Raw genomic sequence first — 18,580 nt, forward strand, 5'->3', positions numbered from 1 at the left:
GCGATGCCCCGTTCATGCCCGCACGCCATACAGGGCGAGCTGGCGCAGGCAGGCTTCGCGATGAGCATCGCCACTGTCCACCGCCGAGAGAGAATTGGGCAGGCGCAGCGCAAACGGCTGTTGGCGCTGGGACAGTTCCAGAACCCAGTAGCACAAGCGCGACAGGCGCTCCTCGATGTCACCGCCCAGGGCCATGAAGTCCAGGCACAGGTCATGTCCGCTCAGATCGCTGAATTCCTTGACCATCAGGCCTTGCCCGCGCGACCAGGCTTTCCAGTGCATGCGCCGCATCGAGTCGCCGGGCTGCCACGGGCGCAGTCCCTGATAATCATCGACGCCCTGACCCTGAGTGGCCTGACCATCATCCTGCGCATGGGGTTGCACGCCCTGCAGCAACGGCATCGTTCCGGCCACCGGGCGCGGGTAGATCAACACCGTCTGCTCCAGATCGAGCCAGGTCCAGGCACGAAAGATCCCCAGCGGAAACACACTTTCCACGCGCAGACGCGGCGCGCGCAGCCAGCCACGGTTGAGCGCCGGCAGCGTCAGGGCGAGCTCCACCTGACGCTCGGCCTCGACGTCGGTCTGCTCCAGCTGTTCGCTGTCCCAACCCAGCGCGATGGCCTGATGGCCACGTTCGGCGCTTTCCAGCCGCAGGCGCAGTTGCACCGGCTCGCCGACGAACACCGAGCGCGCATTGCCGGCGCTGAGGATCAGCCCGCTGAAATTGCGATACGTATGAAGAATGGCGAGCACGCCGACCGACAGCATGAGGAAGGTCAGCCCGTAGGCGAGGCTGTTCTGGTAATTGATCGACACCAGCAGCAGCAGAAACAGCACGAACGCGTAAGTGCCGCCGACCCGGGTCGGCAGGATGAAAATTCGGCGGTGATCCAGCTCGATCCGCGAAGCGGGAGGAATGCGACGTCCTACCCAGCGCTGCCAGACCGGTTTGAACTGTTCGATCAAAGCACCGGCACCTCACGCAGCAGCCATTGAACCAACGCCCCGCCGCCGTGCCCGGTGGGGTCCGTACGCTCGCGCAGGCGATGCCCGATCACGGCAGGGAGAATCGCCTGAACGTCTTCTGGAATCACATAATCGCGGCCGGTCAGCAGGGCCCACGCCCGCGCCGCCGACAGGATCGCCAGACTCGCCCGGGGCGAAAGGCCGTAGGCGAACTGCGGCTGGCTGCGCGTGGCATCCACCAGCCGCAGCACGTAATCCACCAGCGCGTCGCTGGCGCGCACCTGCCGTGCTTCTTCCTGCAAGGCCGCCAGCCCGGCGTGATCGAGGATCGGCTCGATACGCGGCAACAGCTCGCGCCGGGACTCGCCCAACAACAACGCTCGCTCCGCCGACCGGGCCGGATACCCCAGCGACAGACGCATCAGAAAACGATCCAGCTGGGACTCGGGCAAGGCGAAGGTACCACCCTGGCTGAAGGGGTTCTGCGTGGCGATGACGAAGAAAGGCTCGGGCAGCAAACGGGTAGCGCCCTCGATCGTCACCTGGCCTTCTTCCATGGCTTCGAGCAGTGCGCTCTGACTTTTTGGCGTGGCGCGGTTGATCTCGTCCGCTAACACCAGTTCGGCGAAGATCGGCCCCGGGTGGAAGGTGAACTGCCCGGTTTCCCGGTCGAAAATCGAAGTACCGAGGATGTCGCCCGGTAGCAGGTCGGAGGTGAACTGGATCCGCTGGAAGCTAAGACCCAGCACCCGCGCGAGGGTATGGCTGAGCGTGGTCTTGCCCATGCCGGGCAAATCTTCGATCAGCAGATGGCCGCCGCCCAGCAGGCATGTCATCGCCAGGCGAACCTGTGGCTCCTTGCCCAGCACCACTTCATTGATCGCGTTTAAACACGCATCCAGTTTTCTGCCCATCGGAAGGCCTCCCCAGGCGACTGCTTATGGCTAGTAGGACTGCAGAAGATGCCAGACGTGCAGCCACTTTAAAGTCAGCGTAGGCGTTTTCGCCAGCGCGCAGGAAGGGATTGGGAAGGATTTATTCTGAAGCGGCTGTGGAAGTGAGCGTGCCCACTCCCACAGCGCCGGGCGAGGCGTTTGGAACCGGTTTACCGTCCGGCGCGGGACTCACGAATGTAGAAGCGGGCTTTTTCAGCCTTTTCCGAGCAACCTTCGAACGCTTCGAACTGCTGCTGGGTCTTCGCGCCGGTCAACAACGACAGGGCCTTGGAGTAGCTGACCGTGCCTGCAAAGCCTTCGGCCTTGGCCAGATCCAGCTCGTGCCAGGCGGCATCGAGTTGCGTGCCGCAGGTATCGCGGTAAGCGGTTTTACCGGCGCAACCAGTGAGAACCAACGCCAACAGGGGCAGGCAGATCCACGCTTTCATGGGGTGTTACCTCAACAATGGAAATCGACGATGCCGGTTTGACGGTAACGCGATGCAAAAGTGCCATACCGGGACGCCGCAGCGTATCCGATTCTGCGACCGGCTTGGCAACATGACGGGTGAGTCACCCGCCAAGCCGGTTTCCACCCCGGCGTTACGGTGCGGGGGCGTAGTGCATGTCGCCATTGCCGAACGACCAGTTCTCGCGTTTGGTTTCCACCAGGTTGATCCACACATCTTCCTGTCGCAGACCGGTGCGCTCATGAATCCCCTGCGCCACCGCCTTGTAGAACGCCTTCTTGACCTCAGTCGTACGCCCCTCATTCCAGGTGATCTGGATGAACACGATGTCCGGCGTGTAGTTGACGCCCAGATACCCTTCGGCGGGATAGACCAGCTCCTCGGCAGTATGACGATGGATGATCTGAAACCGGTCGTGCTCGGGCACGCTGGCGGTGTTGCGCATCGCCTGGTAGATGACGTCGCCGATGGCGGCAATGGTCTGTGCAGGTGTCTGAGCGGCAACATCGATTCTGACGAGGGGCATGGCGCGATCCTTTTTTGTGGTTGAAATGGCGGATGGTCTGGGTACGGGACCCGGCTGCTGATGCCCACACGCTATGCCTGGCGCCGGATTTGAGCAAGCGAATTTAGCGGGCGATCGTCATCTTGATGGGCCATGCGATCTGCAGCGCATTGCAGGCACTATCCCTGAGGAGGATGTACAACAGCAGATGATTCGCGGCAGCCTTGGGCGTAGGGTAGAACCTTTGCGGCGGGGGGCAGGCAAATGAAAAAACGAATCGCGCTGGTGCTGGGATCCGGCGGTGCCAGAGGCTATGCGCATATCGGGGTGATCGAAGAACTGGAGCGCCGCGGTTACGACATCGCCTGCATCGCCGGCTGTTCGATGGGCGCGGTGGTTGGCGGGATTTACGCGGCCGGCAAGCTGCCCGAGTACAAGGCGTGGATCGAGAGTCTCGACTACCTCGATGTGCTGCGGCTGGTGGACGTGAGTTTCCGCCTGGGCGCCATTCGCGGCGAAAAGGTCTTCGGCAAGATTCGCGAGATTGTCGGCGAGGTCAACATCGAGGACCTGCGCATTCCCTACACCGCCGTGGCCACCGACCTCACCAACCAACAGGAAATCTGGTTTCAGGAAGGTAATCTGCATTCGGCGATGCGCGCCTCGGCGGCCATTCCGAGCCTGTTCACCCCTGTGGTTCAGGGCAATCGCACGCTGGTCGACGGTGGCTTGCTCAACCCGTTGCCGATCGTGCCGGTGGTGTCCAGCCACTGCGACCTGATCGTTGCGGTCAACCTCAACTCGACCAACCAGAAGCATTACCAGTTGCCGGTGATCGAGCGACCGCCCGCAGTGAAGAAGCGCTTCGACAGCCTGATCAACTCCATCGGCTCGCACCTGCCGTTCCGGCGCAAACTGGAGGTCGCGGGCGGCGACGTGCTGCGGCTGCAGCAGGACAGCCTCAAGGCCACGGCTGCGACGATCGCCAATCCGTGGCTGGCGGGCGACAGCGAGTCTGCCGATCCTCAGGGCCAGCAACCTGCCGCTGCGCCACAGGCCGCGGGCGCGCCGAAGTCCGCCAGCGGCTCGATCATCGTCGACAACGTCGGGCCCGCCTCCCTGCTCGACCTGATCAACCAGAGCTTCGAGGTCATGCAGACGTCGTTGGCGCAATACAAGATTGCCGGTTATCCGCCGGACATCCTGATCAACGTGCCCAAGCGGGTCTGCCGGTTCTTCGAGTTCTACAAGGCGCCGGAACTGATCGCCCTGGGTCGGGAAATCGCCCGGGATACGCTGGACCGCTACGAGCGGGAGCACTGAGCATCCCCGCCGTAACGTCGGATCAGCTTTCTATCAACCGATACCCCACGCCCGCCTCGGTGACGATGAAGCGTGGCGCGGCCGGATCGTCCGCCAGTTTCTGACGCAGGTGGCCGACCACGATGCGCAGGTAATGGGTGTCCTCCACGTGGGTCGGGCCCCAGATGTCCTTCAGCAGTTGCTGCTGGGTGATGACCCGGCCCGGATGCCGCGCCAGTTGCGCCAGCACCGCATATTCCTTGCGAGTCAGCGCGACTTCAAGGCCGTCCAGCGACACCCGCCGATACGCCAGATCGACTGTCAGCGGCCCGATCACCAGCGCCGCTTCCACTTTCCCGCTCTCCGGCGCCTGACGCAACAACGCGCGGATGCGCGCCAGAAACTCCTGAATGCCGAACGGTTTGGTCACGTAGTCGTTGGCGCCGGAGTCCAGCGCACGCACCTTCTCGCCTTCACTGGCGCGCACCGACAGCACCAGCACCGGCACCGCCGACCACTCGCGGAACTGGCTCAGCACATCCTGGCCGTCCATGTCGGGCAAGCCCAGGTCCAGCACCAGCAGATCGGGTTTGTTCAGCGCCGCTTGCGTCAGACCTTCACTGCCAGTGCCGGCTTCCAGCACTTTGTAGCCTTGTGATGCGAGGCTGATCCGCAGGAATTTGCGAATCTGCGGCTCGTCATCGATCACCAGAATGGTCGCCGTCTGGCTCATGCTTTTCCCGTTACTCGTCAGATTCGATTACAAAACAGCAGCGTACCCGGCAAACGATCAGACCGCCTGCTCGATTTCAGCCTGAGGCTGCGCTTGCAGCGGCAAATGCAGGCTGATGCACGTGCCGCGGCCTTCGATGCCGTCCGCGACACTGATGCGTCCGCCATGGGCGCCGACCATGCCCTGACAGATCGCCAGCCCGAGCCCTGTGCCCTGCCCGCCCCGGTCGCCCCGTGCGGCGGTGTAAAACATGTCGAAAATCTTCGCCCGCTCGTCTTCGGGAATGCCCGGCCCTTCGTCGCTGACGGCGAACACCAGTTCGTCGGCCTCGACCCGCACGGCCATCTGCAGGCGACCGTGAACCGGCGAAAAGCGTGCGGCATTTTCCAGCACGTTGATCAGCGCCTGCTCGATCAGCGCGGCATGCACATAGAGCAGCGGCAGCTCAAGCGGCACATCGGTCTCGACGTGCAGCGGCGCCAGCACCGCGCGCAGTCGATTCAGCGCGCTGCCGACGATGTCTCCCGGCGATACCCAGTCGCGCGCCAGCTTCAATGCGCCGTGGCCCAGCCGGGTCATGTCCAGCAGGTTCTGGATGTAACGATCCAGCCGCTCGGCCTCGTCGCGCGTGCCCTCGAGCAACTCGCGCCGGTCTTCCAGCGGGATCGCTTCACCCAATGCCAACAGGCTGTCGATGCTGCCGCGCATGGCCGTCAACGGGGTGCGCAGGTCGTGTGACACCGAAGCCAGCAACGCGCTGCGCAGCTGTTCGGTTTCGCCGTGCAGACGCGCGGCCTCCAGATCCTGCGCCAGGCGTGCGCGCGCCAGCGCCTGCCCGAGCGGCTGGCTGAGTGCGCCCAGCAGGCGCCGACGCTGGGGGCTGAAGCTCTGCCCTTCTCGCGGCCTGACGCCGAGCAGCGCCAACGGTGCATCGTCGACCCACAATGGCAGCCACCACCAGTTGCCCGACGGCAGCGTGCCGGTGCCCCGACCTGCCGGCTGGCCGTGCTGCCAGGCCCAGTCGGCGGCCGCGCGCTCGGACCCGGAAAACTCCAGCGAGCCCCCGACTTCGGTTTTCCAGCCCTGCTGACCATCGCGATCCAACACGCAGATCTGCAATTCGCGCCAGTCGTCCAGATGATGCTCCGCCGCGCTGAGCACTGCCTGGCGATCGGTGGCGGCGGTCAGGCGCTTGGACAGGTCAAGCAGCTCGCTGGTCTCTTCCTGGGTGTCGCGCAGCGCCTGCAGCTGACGCCGCTGGCGCGCGGCGAGATTGCCGGTCAGCGCCGCCATCAACAGGAAAAACAACAGCGTCAGCACGTCTTCTTCGCGCTGGATGCTCAAGGAAAAGTTGGGCGGTATGAACAGAAAGTCATAGGCCAGAAACGACAGCACCGAGCAGACCATCGCAGGGCCCACGCTGCTGCGCACCGCCACCAGCAGCACGGCGGCGAGGAAGACCAGCGAGATGTTCGGCAACGCGAGGACGCTGGACACCGCCCATGCCAGCGCGCTCGCCCCCACAGTGGCCAGCACGGCCAGCAGATAATCGAACCAGACCAGCGGGTGCGGTGAAGCCGAGCGGGCCTGATCGGGCCGCGCTTCGCTGTCGAGCACGTTGATCTCTAGGCCATGGGCGTTGCGCAGCAGTCGCGAGGCCAGGCCGCCACCGAACAGCCGACGCCGCAGCAACGGCCGCGACTGACCGACCAGCACCAGACTGGCGCGGCGTTCAGCGGCATGCTGGATAAGGGTTTTCGCCACCTCGGGCGCACGCAGCACCACGACCTCTCCGCCCAGCCGCTCGGCAAGCTGCTGCGCGCTCTGCAGACGACTGCGTGCCAGCTCGTCGAAGAAGCGGCCGTTGTCGACGTGCACCAGGCTCCACGGCAAGTGCCGCCGCTGAGCAACCCGGCTGGCGTGGCGCACCAGTCGCTCGGCCTGATCGTCGCCGTCGATGCCCACCAGCAAACGGCCTCGCACCGCAGGCGCGGCCTGCCCCATCTGGCGATAGCCCAGCGCCAGATCATTGTCCACCTGAGCGGCCGCCGTCTGCATCGCCAGTTCACGCAGGGCCGTCAGATTGGTCTGGGTAAAAAACGCGTCGATGGCCGCGCGTGCCTGCTCGGGCACATACACCTTGCCATCGCGCAGACGCTCTAGCAGTTCGCGAGGCGGCAGGTCGATCAGCACCAGTTCGTAAGCTTCCTGCAGCACCCAGTCGGGCAGCGTTTCGCGTACCTGCACGCCGGTGATGCCGCGAACCTGATCGTTGAGGCTTTCCAGATGCTGCACGTTGACCGTGGTGTAAACGTCGATGCCGGCGGACAACAGCTCCTGAATATCCTGCCAGCGCTTGGCGTGTCGGCTGCCGGGCGCGTTGGTGTGCGCCAGTTCGTCGACCAGCACCAGTTTGGGCCGGGCCAGCAGCAGGCCGTCCAGGTCCATTTCTTCGAGCATCACGCCGCGGTATTCGCTGCGCAGCATCGGTTGCTGAGGCAGGCCGACGAGCAAGGACTCGGTCTCGGCGCGGCCGTGGGTTTCGACCACGCCCACGCGCAGCATCACGCCCTGGCGCAGCTGCGTGTGGGCGGCCTGAAGCATGGCGTAGGTCTTGCCCACGCCCGGCGCAGCGCCCAGGAACACCTTCAACCGGCCTCGGTCGTCCCGGGGCAGATCGGCCAGCAAGGCGTCCGCGCGGCTGTTTGAGTTCACGAAAGTTGTCCTGTGGCGTTGACGCGATTCAAAGTGTGCTTCCCGGTGCCTGATAAACCAATAATTGCAGGAGCGAGCTCGCTCGCGAAGAGGCCAGTACGTTCAGCAAAGATGCGTCGCCTGAACCTCAGTCTTCGCGAGCAAGCTCGCTCCCACAGAGCGCGTTTCACGAAGGTTGTCCTGTGGCGTTGACGCGATTCAAAGTGTGCTTCCCGGTGCCTGATAAACCCATAATTGCAGGAGCGAGCTTGCTCGCGAAGAGGCCAGTACATTCAGCAAAGATGCGTCGCCTGAACCTCAGTCTTCGCGAGCAAGCTCGCTCCCACTGCTGCGTTGTACCGTGACTCTGCCAATCAATTCACGACTTTGCCAGACGGCAATGCTTCCAGGCTCTGGTTCAGCGCCAGCACATTGACCACGGGCGGGCCGATCAGCGGGTTGTAGGTGTTGGCCGCTACGAGTTTATGCACCGAATCGCGCGGCAGATGACGCGCCGCAGCAATTCGCGCTACCTGATAATCCGCCGCTTCTGGCGACAGGTGCGGGTCCAGACCGCTGCCGGAGGTGGTCAGCAGGTTCAGCGGCACCGGCCCCTGGTTATCGACCTTTTGCTTCGCGGCCTCGTCGCCGATGCGTGTCGCCAGCGCCGGGTTGCTTGGCGACAGGTTGCTCGCCCCGCTCGCGACGGTGGCATAAGCGCCGGCGGACGGACGCGGATGAAACCACTGTTCGCCGCTGAAATCCTGCGCAATCAGCTCCGAGCCCCGGACTTTGTCCTGATCGTCGTACACCAGGCTGCCATTGGCCTGTTCCGGGAAGGCCACTTGCGCAACACCGGTGACCACCAGCGGATAAGCCACGCCGGTGATCAGGGTCATCAGGACGATCAGGCTCACGGCCGGACGCAATACACTGGACATCATTCATTCCTCATTCGAAAAAGGTGACTGCGGGCATGGGCCGCCCGCAGTGCAGGCAGTCGGTCAAACCAGGTGCAACGCCGTCAGCAGCAGGTCGATGGCTTTGATCCCCACGAACGGCACGACGATCCCGCCCAGCCCGTAGACCAGCAGGTTGCGTCGCAGCAGGTGCGCCGCGCTGGCCGCCTGCACGCGCACGCCACGCAGTGCCAGTGGAATCAGCACCACGATGATCAACGCGTTGAAGACGATCGCCGAGAGAATCGCGCTCTGCGGGCTGGCCAGGTGCATGATGTTGAGCACACCCAGTTGCGGATAGATGGCCGCGAACAGTGCCGGCAGGATCGCGAAGTATTTCGCCACGTCGTTGGCAATCGAGAATGTGGTCAGTGCGCCGCGGGTAACCAGCAACTCCTTGCCGATCTGCACCACGTCGAGCAGCTTGGTCGGATCGCTGTCCAGATCCACCATATTCGCCGCTTCGCGTGCAGCCTGAGTGCCATCGTTCATTGCCATGCCGACGTCAGCCTGGGCCAGCGCGGGGGCGTCGTTGGCGCCGTCGCCGCACATCGCCACCAGACGACCGTCGTTCTGTTCCTGACGAATGCGCTCGAGTTTCTTCTCCGGCGTGGCCTCGGCGATGACGTCGTCGACGCCCGCTTCGGCAGCAATCGCAGCAGCGGTCAGCGGGTTATCGCCCGTCACCATCACCGTGCGGATCCCCAACTTGCGCAACTCGTCGAACCGCTCGCGAATTCCCGGCTTGACCACGTCCTTGAGGTGAACAGCGCCCAACAGTTTGCCGTCGCCGCACACCAGCAGCGGCGTGCCGCCGGTCTTGGCGATCTTGTCGATCTCGCGGGACAGGGTCAGCGGCAGATCGGCGCGGTCGCGGCCGAGGAACTTGAGCAGAGAATCGACCGCCCCCTTGCGGTACACGCGGCCGTCGTAGTCAATGCCGGACAGGCGTGTTTCGGCGCTGAACGGCACCGCCGTCACCTGACCGGGCGATGGCTCGTTCATCGGGTGCAGCGCGCGCAGATATTCGACGATCGACTTGCCTTCGGCGGTGTCGTCGGCCAGCGAGGCCAGCAATGTGCCTTCGGCCAGCTCCTTGGCGCTCACGCCGGGCGCGGCATAGACCGCGGCGCAGCGACGGTTGCCGAACGTGATGGTGCCGGTCTTGTCCAGCAGCAGCACATGGACGTCGCCCGCTGCCTCCACCGCGCGGCCGGATTTGGCGATGACGTTCAGGCGCACCAGACGGTCCATGCCTGCAATGCCGATCGCCGACAGCAGACCGCCGATGGTGGTCGGAATCAGCGTGACCAGCAGCGCCACCAGAAACACCAGCGGCAGGCTGCCGCCGGCAAAGTGGGCGAACGGCTGGAGGGTGACGACCACCAGCAGGAAAATCAGCGTCAGGCCGATCAGCAGGATGTCCAGCGCCACCTCGTTGGGGGTTTTCTGGCGCTTGGCGCCTTCGACCAGCGCGATCATGCGGTCCAGCGTCGACTCGCCGGGATTGGCGCTGATCCGCACCAGCAACCAGTCGGACACCAGCCGGGTATTGCCGGTGACCGCCGAGCGGTCGCCGCCGGACTCGCGGATCACCGGCGCGGACTCGCCGGTAATCGCCGCTTCGTTGACCGCTGCGATGCCTTCGATGACCTCGCCGTCACCGGGCATCAACTCCCCCGCTTCGACGCGCACCACGTCACCCTTGCGCAACGTGCTGGCGTTGACCATCAGAAAGCCGCCCGTCGCACCTTTGAGTCGAGCCTTGAGGCCGTCCGTTCCGGCTTTCAGGCTGTCGGCCCGGGCCTTGCCGCGTCCTTCAGCCAAGGCTTCGGCGAAGTTGGCGAACAGCACGGTGAACCATAGCCAGACCGCAATCTGCACGGCGACGAAGGTCGGCACGGCCGGATTGGGGATCAGGCACAGAATGGTGGTGAGGATGGCGGTCAGTTCGACCACCAGCATGACCGGTGCGCGTTGCAGCTGACGGGGGTCGAGCTTGACGAACGCCTGAATCAACGCCGGGCGCCAGAGGTCACCGAACCCGGTCTTGACCGGCTCGGCCGCGGCCGGCGCGGGCACAGTGTTTTTGGTCACAGGAGCTTGCATATTCATGTTCAATCCTCAGAAGCCCAGGCTCAGATGTTCGGCAATCGGTCCTAACGCCAGCGTCGGCAGGAACGTCAGGCCGCCCACCAGCAGAATCGTCACGGTCAGTAACGTGACGAACAGCGGGCCATGGGTGGGAAAGCTGTTGAGCCCCAGCGGCGCGGTCTTCTTCGCCGCCAGACTGCCCGCCAGCGCCAGCACCGGCAGGATGTAGCCAAAGCGGCCAATGAACATCGACAGGCTCAGCATCAGGTTGTGGAACAGCGTGTTCGCACTGAAACCGCCGAATGCCGAGCCGTTGTTCGCGGTGGCCGAGGTGTAGGTGTAAAGCAGCTGGCTGAAGCCATGGGCGCCCGGGTTGCTCACCGAGCCGGCAGGCCCTGGCAACGAGGCCGCCAGCGCGCCGAACACCAGCACGCCGACCGGCATCACGATCAGCGTCGCAACCAGTAATTTCACCTCGGTGGCCTGAAGTTTCTTGCCCAGGTATTCCGGCGTGCGGCCAATCATCAGCCCGGCGAGGAACACGGCGATCAGCACGTTCAGCAACATCCCGTACAGGCCTGCGCCGACGCCACCGAAGATCACCTCGCCGACCATCATGTTGGCCAGCGCGATCATCCCGGTGAGCGGGTTGAGGCTGTCGTGCATGCCGTTGACCGACCCGTTGGACGCGGCAGTGGTGGTCGCTGCCCACAATACCGTGGCGGTGGTGCCGAAGCGGGTTTCCTTGCCTTCCATCGGCGCGGTCTGCTCGACCGCCGCCAGGTTCAGCGCCGGGTTGGGCTGGTATTCGGCCCACAACGCGGTCGCGCCGCCAATCAGGAACAGCACGAACATGCAGGCGACGATGGCACGGCTCTGGCGCATGTCCTTGACGTAATGGCCGAACGTGAACACCAGGGCGACCGGAATCAGGATGATCGACACCAGTTCGAACAGGTTGCTCCAGATGGTCGGGTTCTCGAACGGATGCGCCGAGTTGACGCCGAAGAACCCGCCGCCGTTGGTCCCCAGTTGCTTGATCGCGATCTGACTGGCGGCTGGGCCCAGAGGGATCGTCTGGTCAGCGCCCTGCAGGGTGACGGCGTCGACGTAATGGGCGAAGGTCTGCGGCACGCCCTGCGAGACCAGGAACAGCGCGAGGATGATGCACAGCGGCAGCAGGCCGTACAGCGTGGCGCGGGTCATGTCGGTCCAGAAATTGCCCAGATGCTGAGTCGAGCGTCGACCGATGCCGCGGCAGAATGCGACCAGCACGGCAATACCGGTGGCAGCGCTGACGAAGTTCTGCACGGTCAGGCCGGCCATCTGGCTCAGGTAGCTGAGCGACGCTTCGCCGCTGTAGCTCTGCCAGTTGGTGTTGGTGACGAAACTCATGGCGGTGTTGAACGCCAGCGACCACTCCATCCCTGGCAGGCCTTGGGGGTTGAGCGGCAGCGCGCCCTGAAACACGAGAATCGCGAACAGCACGACGAACCCTGCCAGGTTGAACGCCAGCAGGGCCAGGGTGTAGGTCTTCCAGTTGTGCTCAACTGCGGGGTCGACGCCCGACAGTCGATAGCAGATGCGCTCGATCGGCCCCAGCACCGGCGTGAGGAAGGTGCGCTGACCTTCCATGACGTTGTAGTAGAACCGCCCAAGCATTGGCGCGGGCAGCAGCACCAGTGCGAAAAAAGCCAGAATCAGCAGATAGTCATAACTGTGCATGGCCGTCACTCCTCGACCCGGCCAGCGCGCAGCAGCGCCACCAGCAAGTACACGAATAACCCTGCGGCCAACAGCAGAGACACCCCATCCAGAACGCTCATGAAAAACTCTCCGTCATACGGCGACTGCCGTGTGGAGGAATTGTCGTCATGAGGGGTGTAAAGGAACGAGATCGAGGCGTGGCATGCGACATAAAGAAAGCGTAAAGACTGCCGATTTTGCTGGGCGTCGGGGCTGGCTCCGCTGTAAAGAACCTGCTCGGCGGGCGCTGGCTGACGCCAAAACGTTTTCGACTTGCGCAAGGCACTTTTTTCAGAGCCGGAATGAGGGACGTTCCGCCATCAACCGTAGGCGCGCGGCTTGCCCCGCGATCTGCGGAGTACCGGCAGTAAAACCTGTGCATGCGAAGTGTCAGACTTTACGCGGTGGCTGGTTCTACGACTGCTGCGCAGCCGATCGCGGGCAAGCCGCACTCCTACGCCTTGCCGGCAGAATCACAAGCAGAGCTGTAATCGGCTATAGCCAGCGGTCTTCGCCTTCTGGATGCATCCGGCCATCTCCGCTGTCAGCTGTAGGAGCGCGGCTTGCCCCGCGATCTGCCGGAACCGGCAGCAAAACCTGTGCATGCGGAGTGTCAGACATAGCGCGGTGGCTGGTCTTACGACTGCTTCGCAGCCGATCGCGGGCAAGCCGCACTCCTACAGGGACCGGGGCGGCTGCTGACTTGTTTTTCCGACGCGACGACCCCATCGCCATCAACCGTTTTTTGTATCCCCGCCCTGCCGCGCAGATGACTCACGCGGGGGTGCGAGCTAACGGTTAGTGCGTCCAACGTACCCCGCTGTCAGCTGTAGGAGCGCGGCTTGCCCCGCGATCTGCCGAGTACCGGCAGTAAACCTGTGCACGCCGAGTGTCAGACATAGCGCGGTGGCTGGTTCTACGACTGCTGCGCAGCCGATCGCGGGCAAGCCGCACTCCTACAGGGACCGTGGCGGCTGCTGACTTGTTTTTCCGACGCAACGACCCCTTCGCCATCAACCGTTTTTTTTATCCCCGCCCTGCCGCGCAGATGACTCACGCGGGGGTGGGAGCTAACGGTTAGTGCGTCCAGCGTACCCCGCTGCCAGCTGTAGGAGCGCGGCTTGTCCCGCGATCTGCCGGGTACCGGCAGCAAAACCTGTGCATGCGGAGTGTCAGACATAGCGCGGTGGCTGGTTCTACGACTGCTGCGCAGCCGATCGCGGGCAAGCCGCACTCCTACAGGGACCGGGGCGGCTGCTGACTTGTTTTTCCGACGCGACGACCCCTTCGCCATCAACCGTTTTTTTGTATCCCCGCCCTGCCGCGCAGATGACTCACGCGGGGGTGCGAGCTAACGGTTAGTGCGTCCAGCGTACCCCGCTGTCAGCTGTAGGAGCGCGGCTTGTCCCGCGATCTGCCGGGTACCGGCAGCAAAACCTGTGCATGCGGAGTGTCAGACATTACGCGGTGGCTGGTTCTACGACTGCTTCGCAGCCGATCGCGGGCAAGCCGCACTCCTACGCCTTGCCGGCAGAATCACAAGCAGAGCTGTAATCGGCTATAGCCAGCGGTCTTCGCCTTCTGGATGCATCCGGCCATCTCCGCTGTCAGCTGTAGGAGCGCGGCTTGTCCCGCGATCTGCCGGGTACCGGCAGCAAAACCTGTGCATGCGGAGTGTCAGACATAGCGCGGTGGCTGGTCTTACGACTGCTTCGCAGCCGATCGCGGGCAAGCCGCACTCCTACAGGGACCGGGGCGGCTGCTGACTTGTTTTTCCGACGCAACGACCCCTTCGCCATCAACCGTTTTTTGTATCCCCGCCCTGCCGCGCAGATGACTCACGCGGGGGTGGGAGCTAACGGTTAGTGCGTCCAGCGTACCCCGCTGTCAGCTGTAGGAGCGCGGCTTGCCCCGCAATCTGCCGGGTACCGGCAGCAAAACCTGTGCATGCCGAGTGTCAGACATTACGCGGTGGCTGGTTCTACGACTGCTTCGCAGCCAATCGAAAACGTCCAGAGAAGTCGCTGCCCCAACCACATGTACATTTCTTGATACATTCAGGACAATCCGCCGACACCTCGCTTCGTCACCCTTCCGCCCCGCTCGCCTGCGAAGTAGCATGGCAGCGTTGTTCTTCACTCGCGGCCTTTCTCGGCGGCATCACATGGCGGCAGCAACATGCAGACAACCCCCGACAGCAACACCGCCAACGCGCAGGCCGATGAGCGTCGCTGGAACACGCGCGCGCTGATTGTCGATGACGATGTGCCGATCCGGGAGTTGCTGTGCGATTACCTGGCGCGCTTTAACATTCAGAGCACCGGCGTGACCGACGGCAATGCAATGCGGCAGGCACTGGCTGAGGAAACCTACGACGTGGTGGTGCTGGACTTGATGCTGCCCGGTGAAGACGGTCTTTCGCTGTGTCGCTGGCTGCGCAGTTCGTCGGATATTCCGATCCTGATGCTGACGGCCCGCTGCGAACCCACCGACCGTATCATCGGCCTGGAATTGGGCGCTGATGATTACATGGCCAAGCCGTTCGAGCCGCGTGAGCTGGTGGCGCGCATCCAGACCATTCTGCGCCGCGTGCGGGACGACCGCACCGAAGAACGCGCCACGCTGCGTTTCGACAATTGGCGCCTGAACAGCGTGCTTCGGCAGCTGACCGCTCCCGACGGTCTGGTCGTGCCGCTGTCCAACGCGGAGTTCCGCCTGCTGCGCGTGTTCCTCGAGCGTCCGCGTCGCGTGCTCAATCGCGAGCAGTTGCTCGACGCCGCGCGGGGCCGCTCGATCGAAGCGTTCGACCGCAGCATCGACCTGCTGGTCTCACGCCTGCGGCAGAAACTGGGTGATGACCCCAAATCCCCTCAACTGATCAAAACCGTGCGTGGCGAAGGCTATATGTTCGACGCCAGGGAGATTGGTTGATCCGCTCCGCCGACACCCTCTTCGCCCGATTATTCGGCGGCGCGCTGCTGGCAATCATTCTGGCGCACCTCCTGGCATTCATGTGGTTTCACCATTACGGTCCGGCGATGCCGCCGCCTCCCGCTGCACAGCAGACTCAGGCTGGCCCAGACAGCGGCGCCCCAGGCAAGCCTTCCGGCGGATTCGACGCGTTGCGCCCGCCGCCAGGCCGTCCGCCGTTTCTGGGTATTCCACTGATCCCATTGATCTTCCAGCTGATCACGCTGGTCATCGCCGCCTGGTTCGGCGCCAAGGCCCTGAGTCGTCCGGTGCAGCGCATCAGCGAGGCGGCCGAGCGGCTGAGCGAGAACCTCGACAGCCCGCCGCTGGACATCAAGGGGCCGCGAGAAGCGCGTCAGGCCGCGGCCACTTTCAACCTGATGCAGGAACGCATTCGCGAGCAGGTGCAACAGCGCGGCCGCATGCTCGCAGCAGTCTCCCACGACTTGCGCACGCCCCTGGCCCGCCTGAAATTGCGCGTCGAACAGATTGACGAGCCGAAACTGCACGATCAGATGACGCAAGACCTGAACGACATGATCGGCATGCTCGACGCGACCCTGACCTACCTCAATGAACAACGCACCAGCGAGGCGCTGCAATACTTCGACGTGCAGGCGCTGATCGAATCTCTGACCGAAAACGCTCAGGACAACGGCGATGATGTGCAGGCCAGCGGCACTTGCCGGCCGCTCAAGTCTCAGCCGATGGCGTTGCGCTCGTGCCTGCACAATCTGATCGACAACGCCCTGCGCTATGCCGGCCACGCCCGGGTGGAGATCGAAGACGCCAGCGACCGCCTGCAGGTGCGCGTCGTCGACCATGGCCCGGGTATTCCGGACCACCTGCGCGAAGCGGTGTTCGAACCCTTCTACCGCGTCGAGGGTTCACGCAACCGCAATTCCGGCGGCGTCGGAATCGGCATGACCATCGCCCGCGAGGCCGCCCGCAGAATGGGTGGCGACCTGCGCCTGGCGCAAACCCCTGGCGGCGGCCTCACCGCCGTGCTCGACCTGCCGCGCATCTGAATCGTCACCACGACGGTGGGCGTAAACCCATGGCAACCACCACCCTCCTCGCCGCGTAAGCCCCGCGTTACAAAGCTCACATACCCAGGACACGCGCCCCGTGGACGCTGCATAAGCCGGAGCACCCGGTTTTATCCATCTGATGGGGAGTCAGTCCGATGATCACAGGCATCAGCGGCAGCAGCAGTTATTCCAGCTATGTCAGTTCAGCCACCAGCAGCGCCAACAGCAAGAAGTTCGCCGAAGAACTGGTCAAGAAACTCGACGCCAATGGTGACGGCAGTATCGACAAGGACGAGTTGAGCTCGGCCCTGTCCTCGGATTCAAGCGACGGCATCACGGTCAGTCTGAGCAAGGCGTTCAGCGATCTGGACAGCGATGACGATGACAGCCTCGACGCAGAAGAACTGGCGGCGATGGCGCCGCCACCACCGCCGATGGCCATGGATGCCGCGTCCGCCGCCGATCAGGCGCAGGATCTGCTCAGCGCGCTGGACACCGACGGCGACGGCGCCGTCAGCAGCGATGAATTGACCGCCGCCCTCAGCAGCACCGACAGCAGCGCCGATGGCACTCAGGTTTTCGATGCACTGGACACCAACGAGGACGGCACGGTCAGCCTTGAAGAGCTAACCGCCGGCCTGCAAGCCCAGCAGCCACCGCCACCCGCCAACGATGCAGGCGACCTGTTCAGCAGCCTGGACACCGATGGCGACGGCAGCATCACTGCCGCCGAACTCACCCGTGCGCTGCAGAACGGTACGAGCGCCGACGGCAGCAATTCGACGTCTTCCAGCGCCGATGCCGTCGACTCGCTGTTCAGTGCGCTGGATGCCGATGGCAGCGGCGGCGTCAGCGCAGACGAACTGAGCGCAGCGCTCAAACCCGATGCCAGCCAGCAATCCACCGCTGCCACTCAGGCCAGCGAGGCACTGAACCGCATGGTCGCGGCCCTGAGCGACCGCTACAACCTCAACAGCAGCGCAACCGCAGGCAAATATCTGAGCACGTCGGCCTGATGCAAAAAACCGCCGCGGAACCTGTGTTCGGCGGCGGTTCTGTCAGTCATGAATCGTCACTTTGGCAACTGGCGCGCGCGGCTGTCGCCGACCCAGTCGAGCAGCAGACTGTACGCCACGGCCAGCAGTGTCGGGCCGATGAACAGGCCGATAAAGCCGAACGCCAGTAACCCGCCAAACACCCCCAACAGCACGATCACCAACGGCAAATTGCCTCCGCGACTGATCAGATAAGGCTTGAGGACGTTGTCGACCCCGCTGACGATGAACGTCCCCCACAGCCCGAGAAAGATCGCCATCCCGTAATCGCCTTTCCAGGCCAGCCATGCCGTCGCGGGAATCCAGATCAGCGGCGGGCCCATGGGCACCAGGCTGAGCAGGAACGTGCCGATCCCCAGCACCAGCGCCCCCGGGACACCGGCAATCAAGAAGCCGATCAGCGCCAGCACTGCTTGCGCGGCTGCGGTCCCGATCACGCCATTGACGACGCGTTGCACGGTCCCGGCGACCAGATCGAGGTAATACTGCGCGCGATCACCGATCAGCCGCTCCAGCAGACTGAGGACGAACGCCGCCAGACGCGGCCCGTCGCGGTAGAAAAAGAACACGAATACGATGCTCAGGGTCAGTTCGAGAATGCCGCCGCCGATCTGCGCACTGCGCGCCAGCAGCCAGTTGCCGACCTGTCCCAGATAAGGCTTGACGCTGGCAAGCATCGCCGCGCCTTGCTGATCGATGGTCATCCAGTAACCCACCAGCCGTTCGCCCACCAGCGGAATACTGCCCAGCCAGGCGGGCGGATCCGGCAGCCCATCGACCTGCACGTCCTTGACGAACGCCGTCGCGTCGCGCACGTGATCCGCCAGATTGAACCCCAGCCACACCAGCGGTGCGGCGACCAGCAACATCCAGCCCAGCGTGAGGATGCCGGCAGCCAGGGACTCGCGGCCATTGAGCCAGCGGGTGAGCAATGGCATCAGCGGCCAACTGGCAAATGCCAGCACGGCGCCCCAGAACAACGCCGACCAGAACGGCGCCATCACCCACAGGCAGGCCCCCAGCAACGCCAGCAGCAGAATCTGCACCAACAGGCGATCGTTATTGAGCATGGTCATTCCGCAGAAGTGAATCGAAGTATGAGCATAACGGCGAACCG

15 protein-coding genes are annotated in these 18,580 nt (G+C 63.9%); 4 read left to right on the forward strand and 11 right to left on the reverse strand.

Features of this window, described 5'->3' with window-relative positions:
* Positions 1–12: 12 nt before the first annotated feature.
* The 4 genes from AAGQ88_RS16805 to AAGQ88_RS16820 all read right to left on the reverse strand — a co-directional run bounded on the left by AAGQ88_RS16805 (position 13) and on the right by AAGQ88_RS16820 (position 2,900).
* Complete coding sequence (locus AAGQ88_RS16805; protein ID WP_342653008.1) at positions 13–969, reverse strand: DUF58 domain-containing protein; 957 nt, start codon at positions 967–969, stop codon at positions 13–15.
* Positions 966–1,883 carry a MoxR family ATPase gene (locus tag AAGQ88_RS16810; RefSeq protein ID WP_285426798.1) on the reverse strand — a complete coding sequence of 306 codons (918 nt, stop codon included), beginning with the start codon at positions 1,881–1,883 and terminating at the stop codon, positions 966–968. Before AAGQ88_RS16810 ends, AAGQ88_RS16805 begins: the two co-directional genes overlap by 4 nt.
* A gap of 191 nt (positions 1,884–2,074) precedes the next feature.
* The gene (locus AAGQ88_RS16815; protein ID WP_093459191.1) at positions 2,075–2,353 is read right to left on the reverse strand and encodes a hypothetical protein; all 279 of its coding nucleotides are present in this window, start codon (positions 2,351–2,353) and stop codon (positions 2,075–2,077) included.
* Between the two features lie 154 nt (positions 2,354–2,507).
* A complete protein-coding gene (locus AAGQ88_RS16820; RefSeq protein WP_342653009.1) occupies positions 2,508–2,900 on the reverse strand; it encodes a tautomerase family protein in 393 nt (130 codons plus the stop codon).
* Positions 2,901–3,143: 243 nt separating this feature from the next.
* Between AAGQ88_RS16820 and AAGQ88_RS16825 the strand changes: the two genes are divergently transcribed.
* Positions 3,144–4,202, forward strand: a complete 1,059-nt coding sequence (locus AAGQ88_RS16825) for a patatin-like phospholipase family protein (protein ID WP_093459193.1) — start codon at positions 3,144–3,146, stop codon at positions 4,200–4,202.
* Between the two features lie 22 nt (positions 4,203–4,224).
* Here the strand turns inward: AAGQ88_RS16825 and AAGQ88_RS16830 are convergent, their stop codons facing one another.
* The 6 genes from AAGQ88_RS16830 to kdpF all read right to left on the reverse strand — a co-directional run bounded on the left by AAGQ88_RS16830 (position 4,225) and on the right by kdpF (position 12,487).
* Positions 4,225–4,914, reverse strand: coding sequence for a response regulator (locus tag AAGQ88_RS16830; RefSeq protein ID WP_342653010.1), 690 nt, complete (start codon positions 4,912–4,914; stop codon positions 4,225–4,227).
* A gap of 57 nt (positions 4,915–4,971) precedes the next feature.
* Entirely contained in the window at positions 4,972–7,629 is a 2,658-nt protein-coding gene (locus AAGQ88_RS16835) for a sensor histidine kinase KdpD (protein WP_342653011.1), read from the reverse strand.
* A gap of 353 nt (positions 7,630–7,982) precedes the next feature.
* On the reverse strand, positions 7,983–8,549 hold the full coding sequence (gene kdpC / locus AAGQ88_RS16840) for a potassium-transporting ATPase subunit KdpC (RefSeq protein ID WP_342655828.1): 567 nt from the start codon (positions 8,547–8,549) through the stop codon (positions 7,983–7,985).
* A 63-nt stretch (positions 8,550–8,612) separates the two neighbouring features.
* Positions 8,613–10,682: a potassium-transporting ATPase subunit KdpB gene (kdpB, locus tag AAGQ88_RS16845; protein WP_342653012.1), complete on the reverse strand. Its 2,070-nt coding sequence runs from the start codon at positions 10,680–10,682 to the stop codon at positions 8,613–8,615.
* A 9-nt stretch (positions 10,683–10,691) separates the two neighbouring features.
* A complete protein-coding gene (gene kdpA, locus AAGQ88_RS16850; protein WP_342653013.1) occupies positions 10,692–12,386 on the reverse strand; it encodes a potassium-transporting ATPase subunit KdpA in 1,695 nt (564 codons plus the stop codon).
* A gap of 5 nt (positions 12,387–12,391) precedes the next feature.
* A complete protein-coding gene (gene kdpF, locus AAGQ88_RS16855; protein ID WP_037009437.1) occupies positions 12,392–12,487 on the reverse strand; it encodes a K(+)-transporting ATPase subunit F in 96 nt (31 codons plus the stop codon).
* 2,098 nt (positions 12,488–14,585) lie between these two features.
* Here kdpF and AAGQ88_RS16860 point away from each other — a divergent pair.
* The 3 genes from AAGQ88_RS16860 (at position 14,586) to AAGQ88_RS16870 (ending at position 17,424) form a co-directional block, all read left to right on the forward strand.
* A complete protein-coding gene (locus AAGQ88_RS16860) occupies positions 14,586–15,338 on the forward strand; it encodes a response regulator (protein WP_285426065.1) in 753 nt (250 codons plus the stop codon).
* The gene (locus tag AAGQ88_RS16865; protein ID WP_342653014.1) at positions 15,335–16,405 is read left to right on the forward strand and encodes a HAMP domain-containing sensor histidine kinase; all 1,071 of its coding nucleotides are present in this window, start codon (positions 15,335–15,337) and stop codon (positions 16,403–16,405) included. The genes AAGQ88_RS16860 and AAGQ88_RS16865 overlap by 4 nt, the downstream gene beginning before the upstream one ends.
* A 158-nt stretch (positions 16,406–16,563) precedes the next feature.
* Positions 16,564–17,424: an EF-hand domain-containing protein gene (locus tag AAGQ88_RS16870; protein ID WP_342653015.1), complete on the forward strand. Its 861-nt coding sequence runs from the start codon at positions 16,564–16,566 to the stop codon at positions 17,422–17,424.
* Positions 17,425–17,480: 56 nt separating this feature from the next.
* Here AAGQ88_RS16870 and AAGQ88_RS16875 read toward each other — a convergent pair whose 3' ends face one another.
* Positions 17,481–18,533 carry an AI-2E family transporter gene (locus tag AAGQ88_RS16875; protein WP_093459200.1) on the reverse strand — a complete coding sequence of 351 codons (1,053 nt, stop codon included), beginning with the start codon at positions 18,531–18,533 and terminating at the stop codon, positions 17,481–17,483.
* Positions 18,534–18,580 lie beyond the last annotated feature (47 nt).

This window comes from Pseudomonas sp. F3-2, assembly GCF_038804275.1.
Taxonomy (GTDB): domain Bacteria; phylum Pseudomonadota; class Gammaproteobacteria; order Pseudomonadales; family Pseudomonadaceae; genus Aquipseudomonas.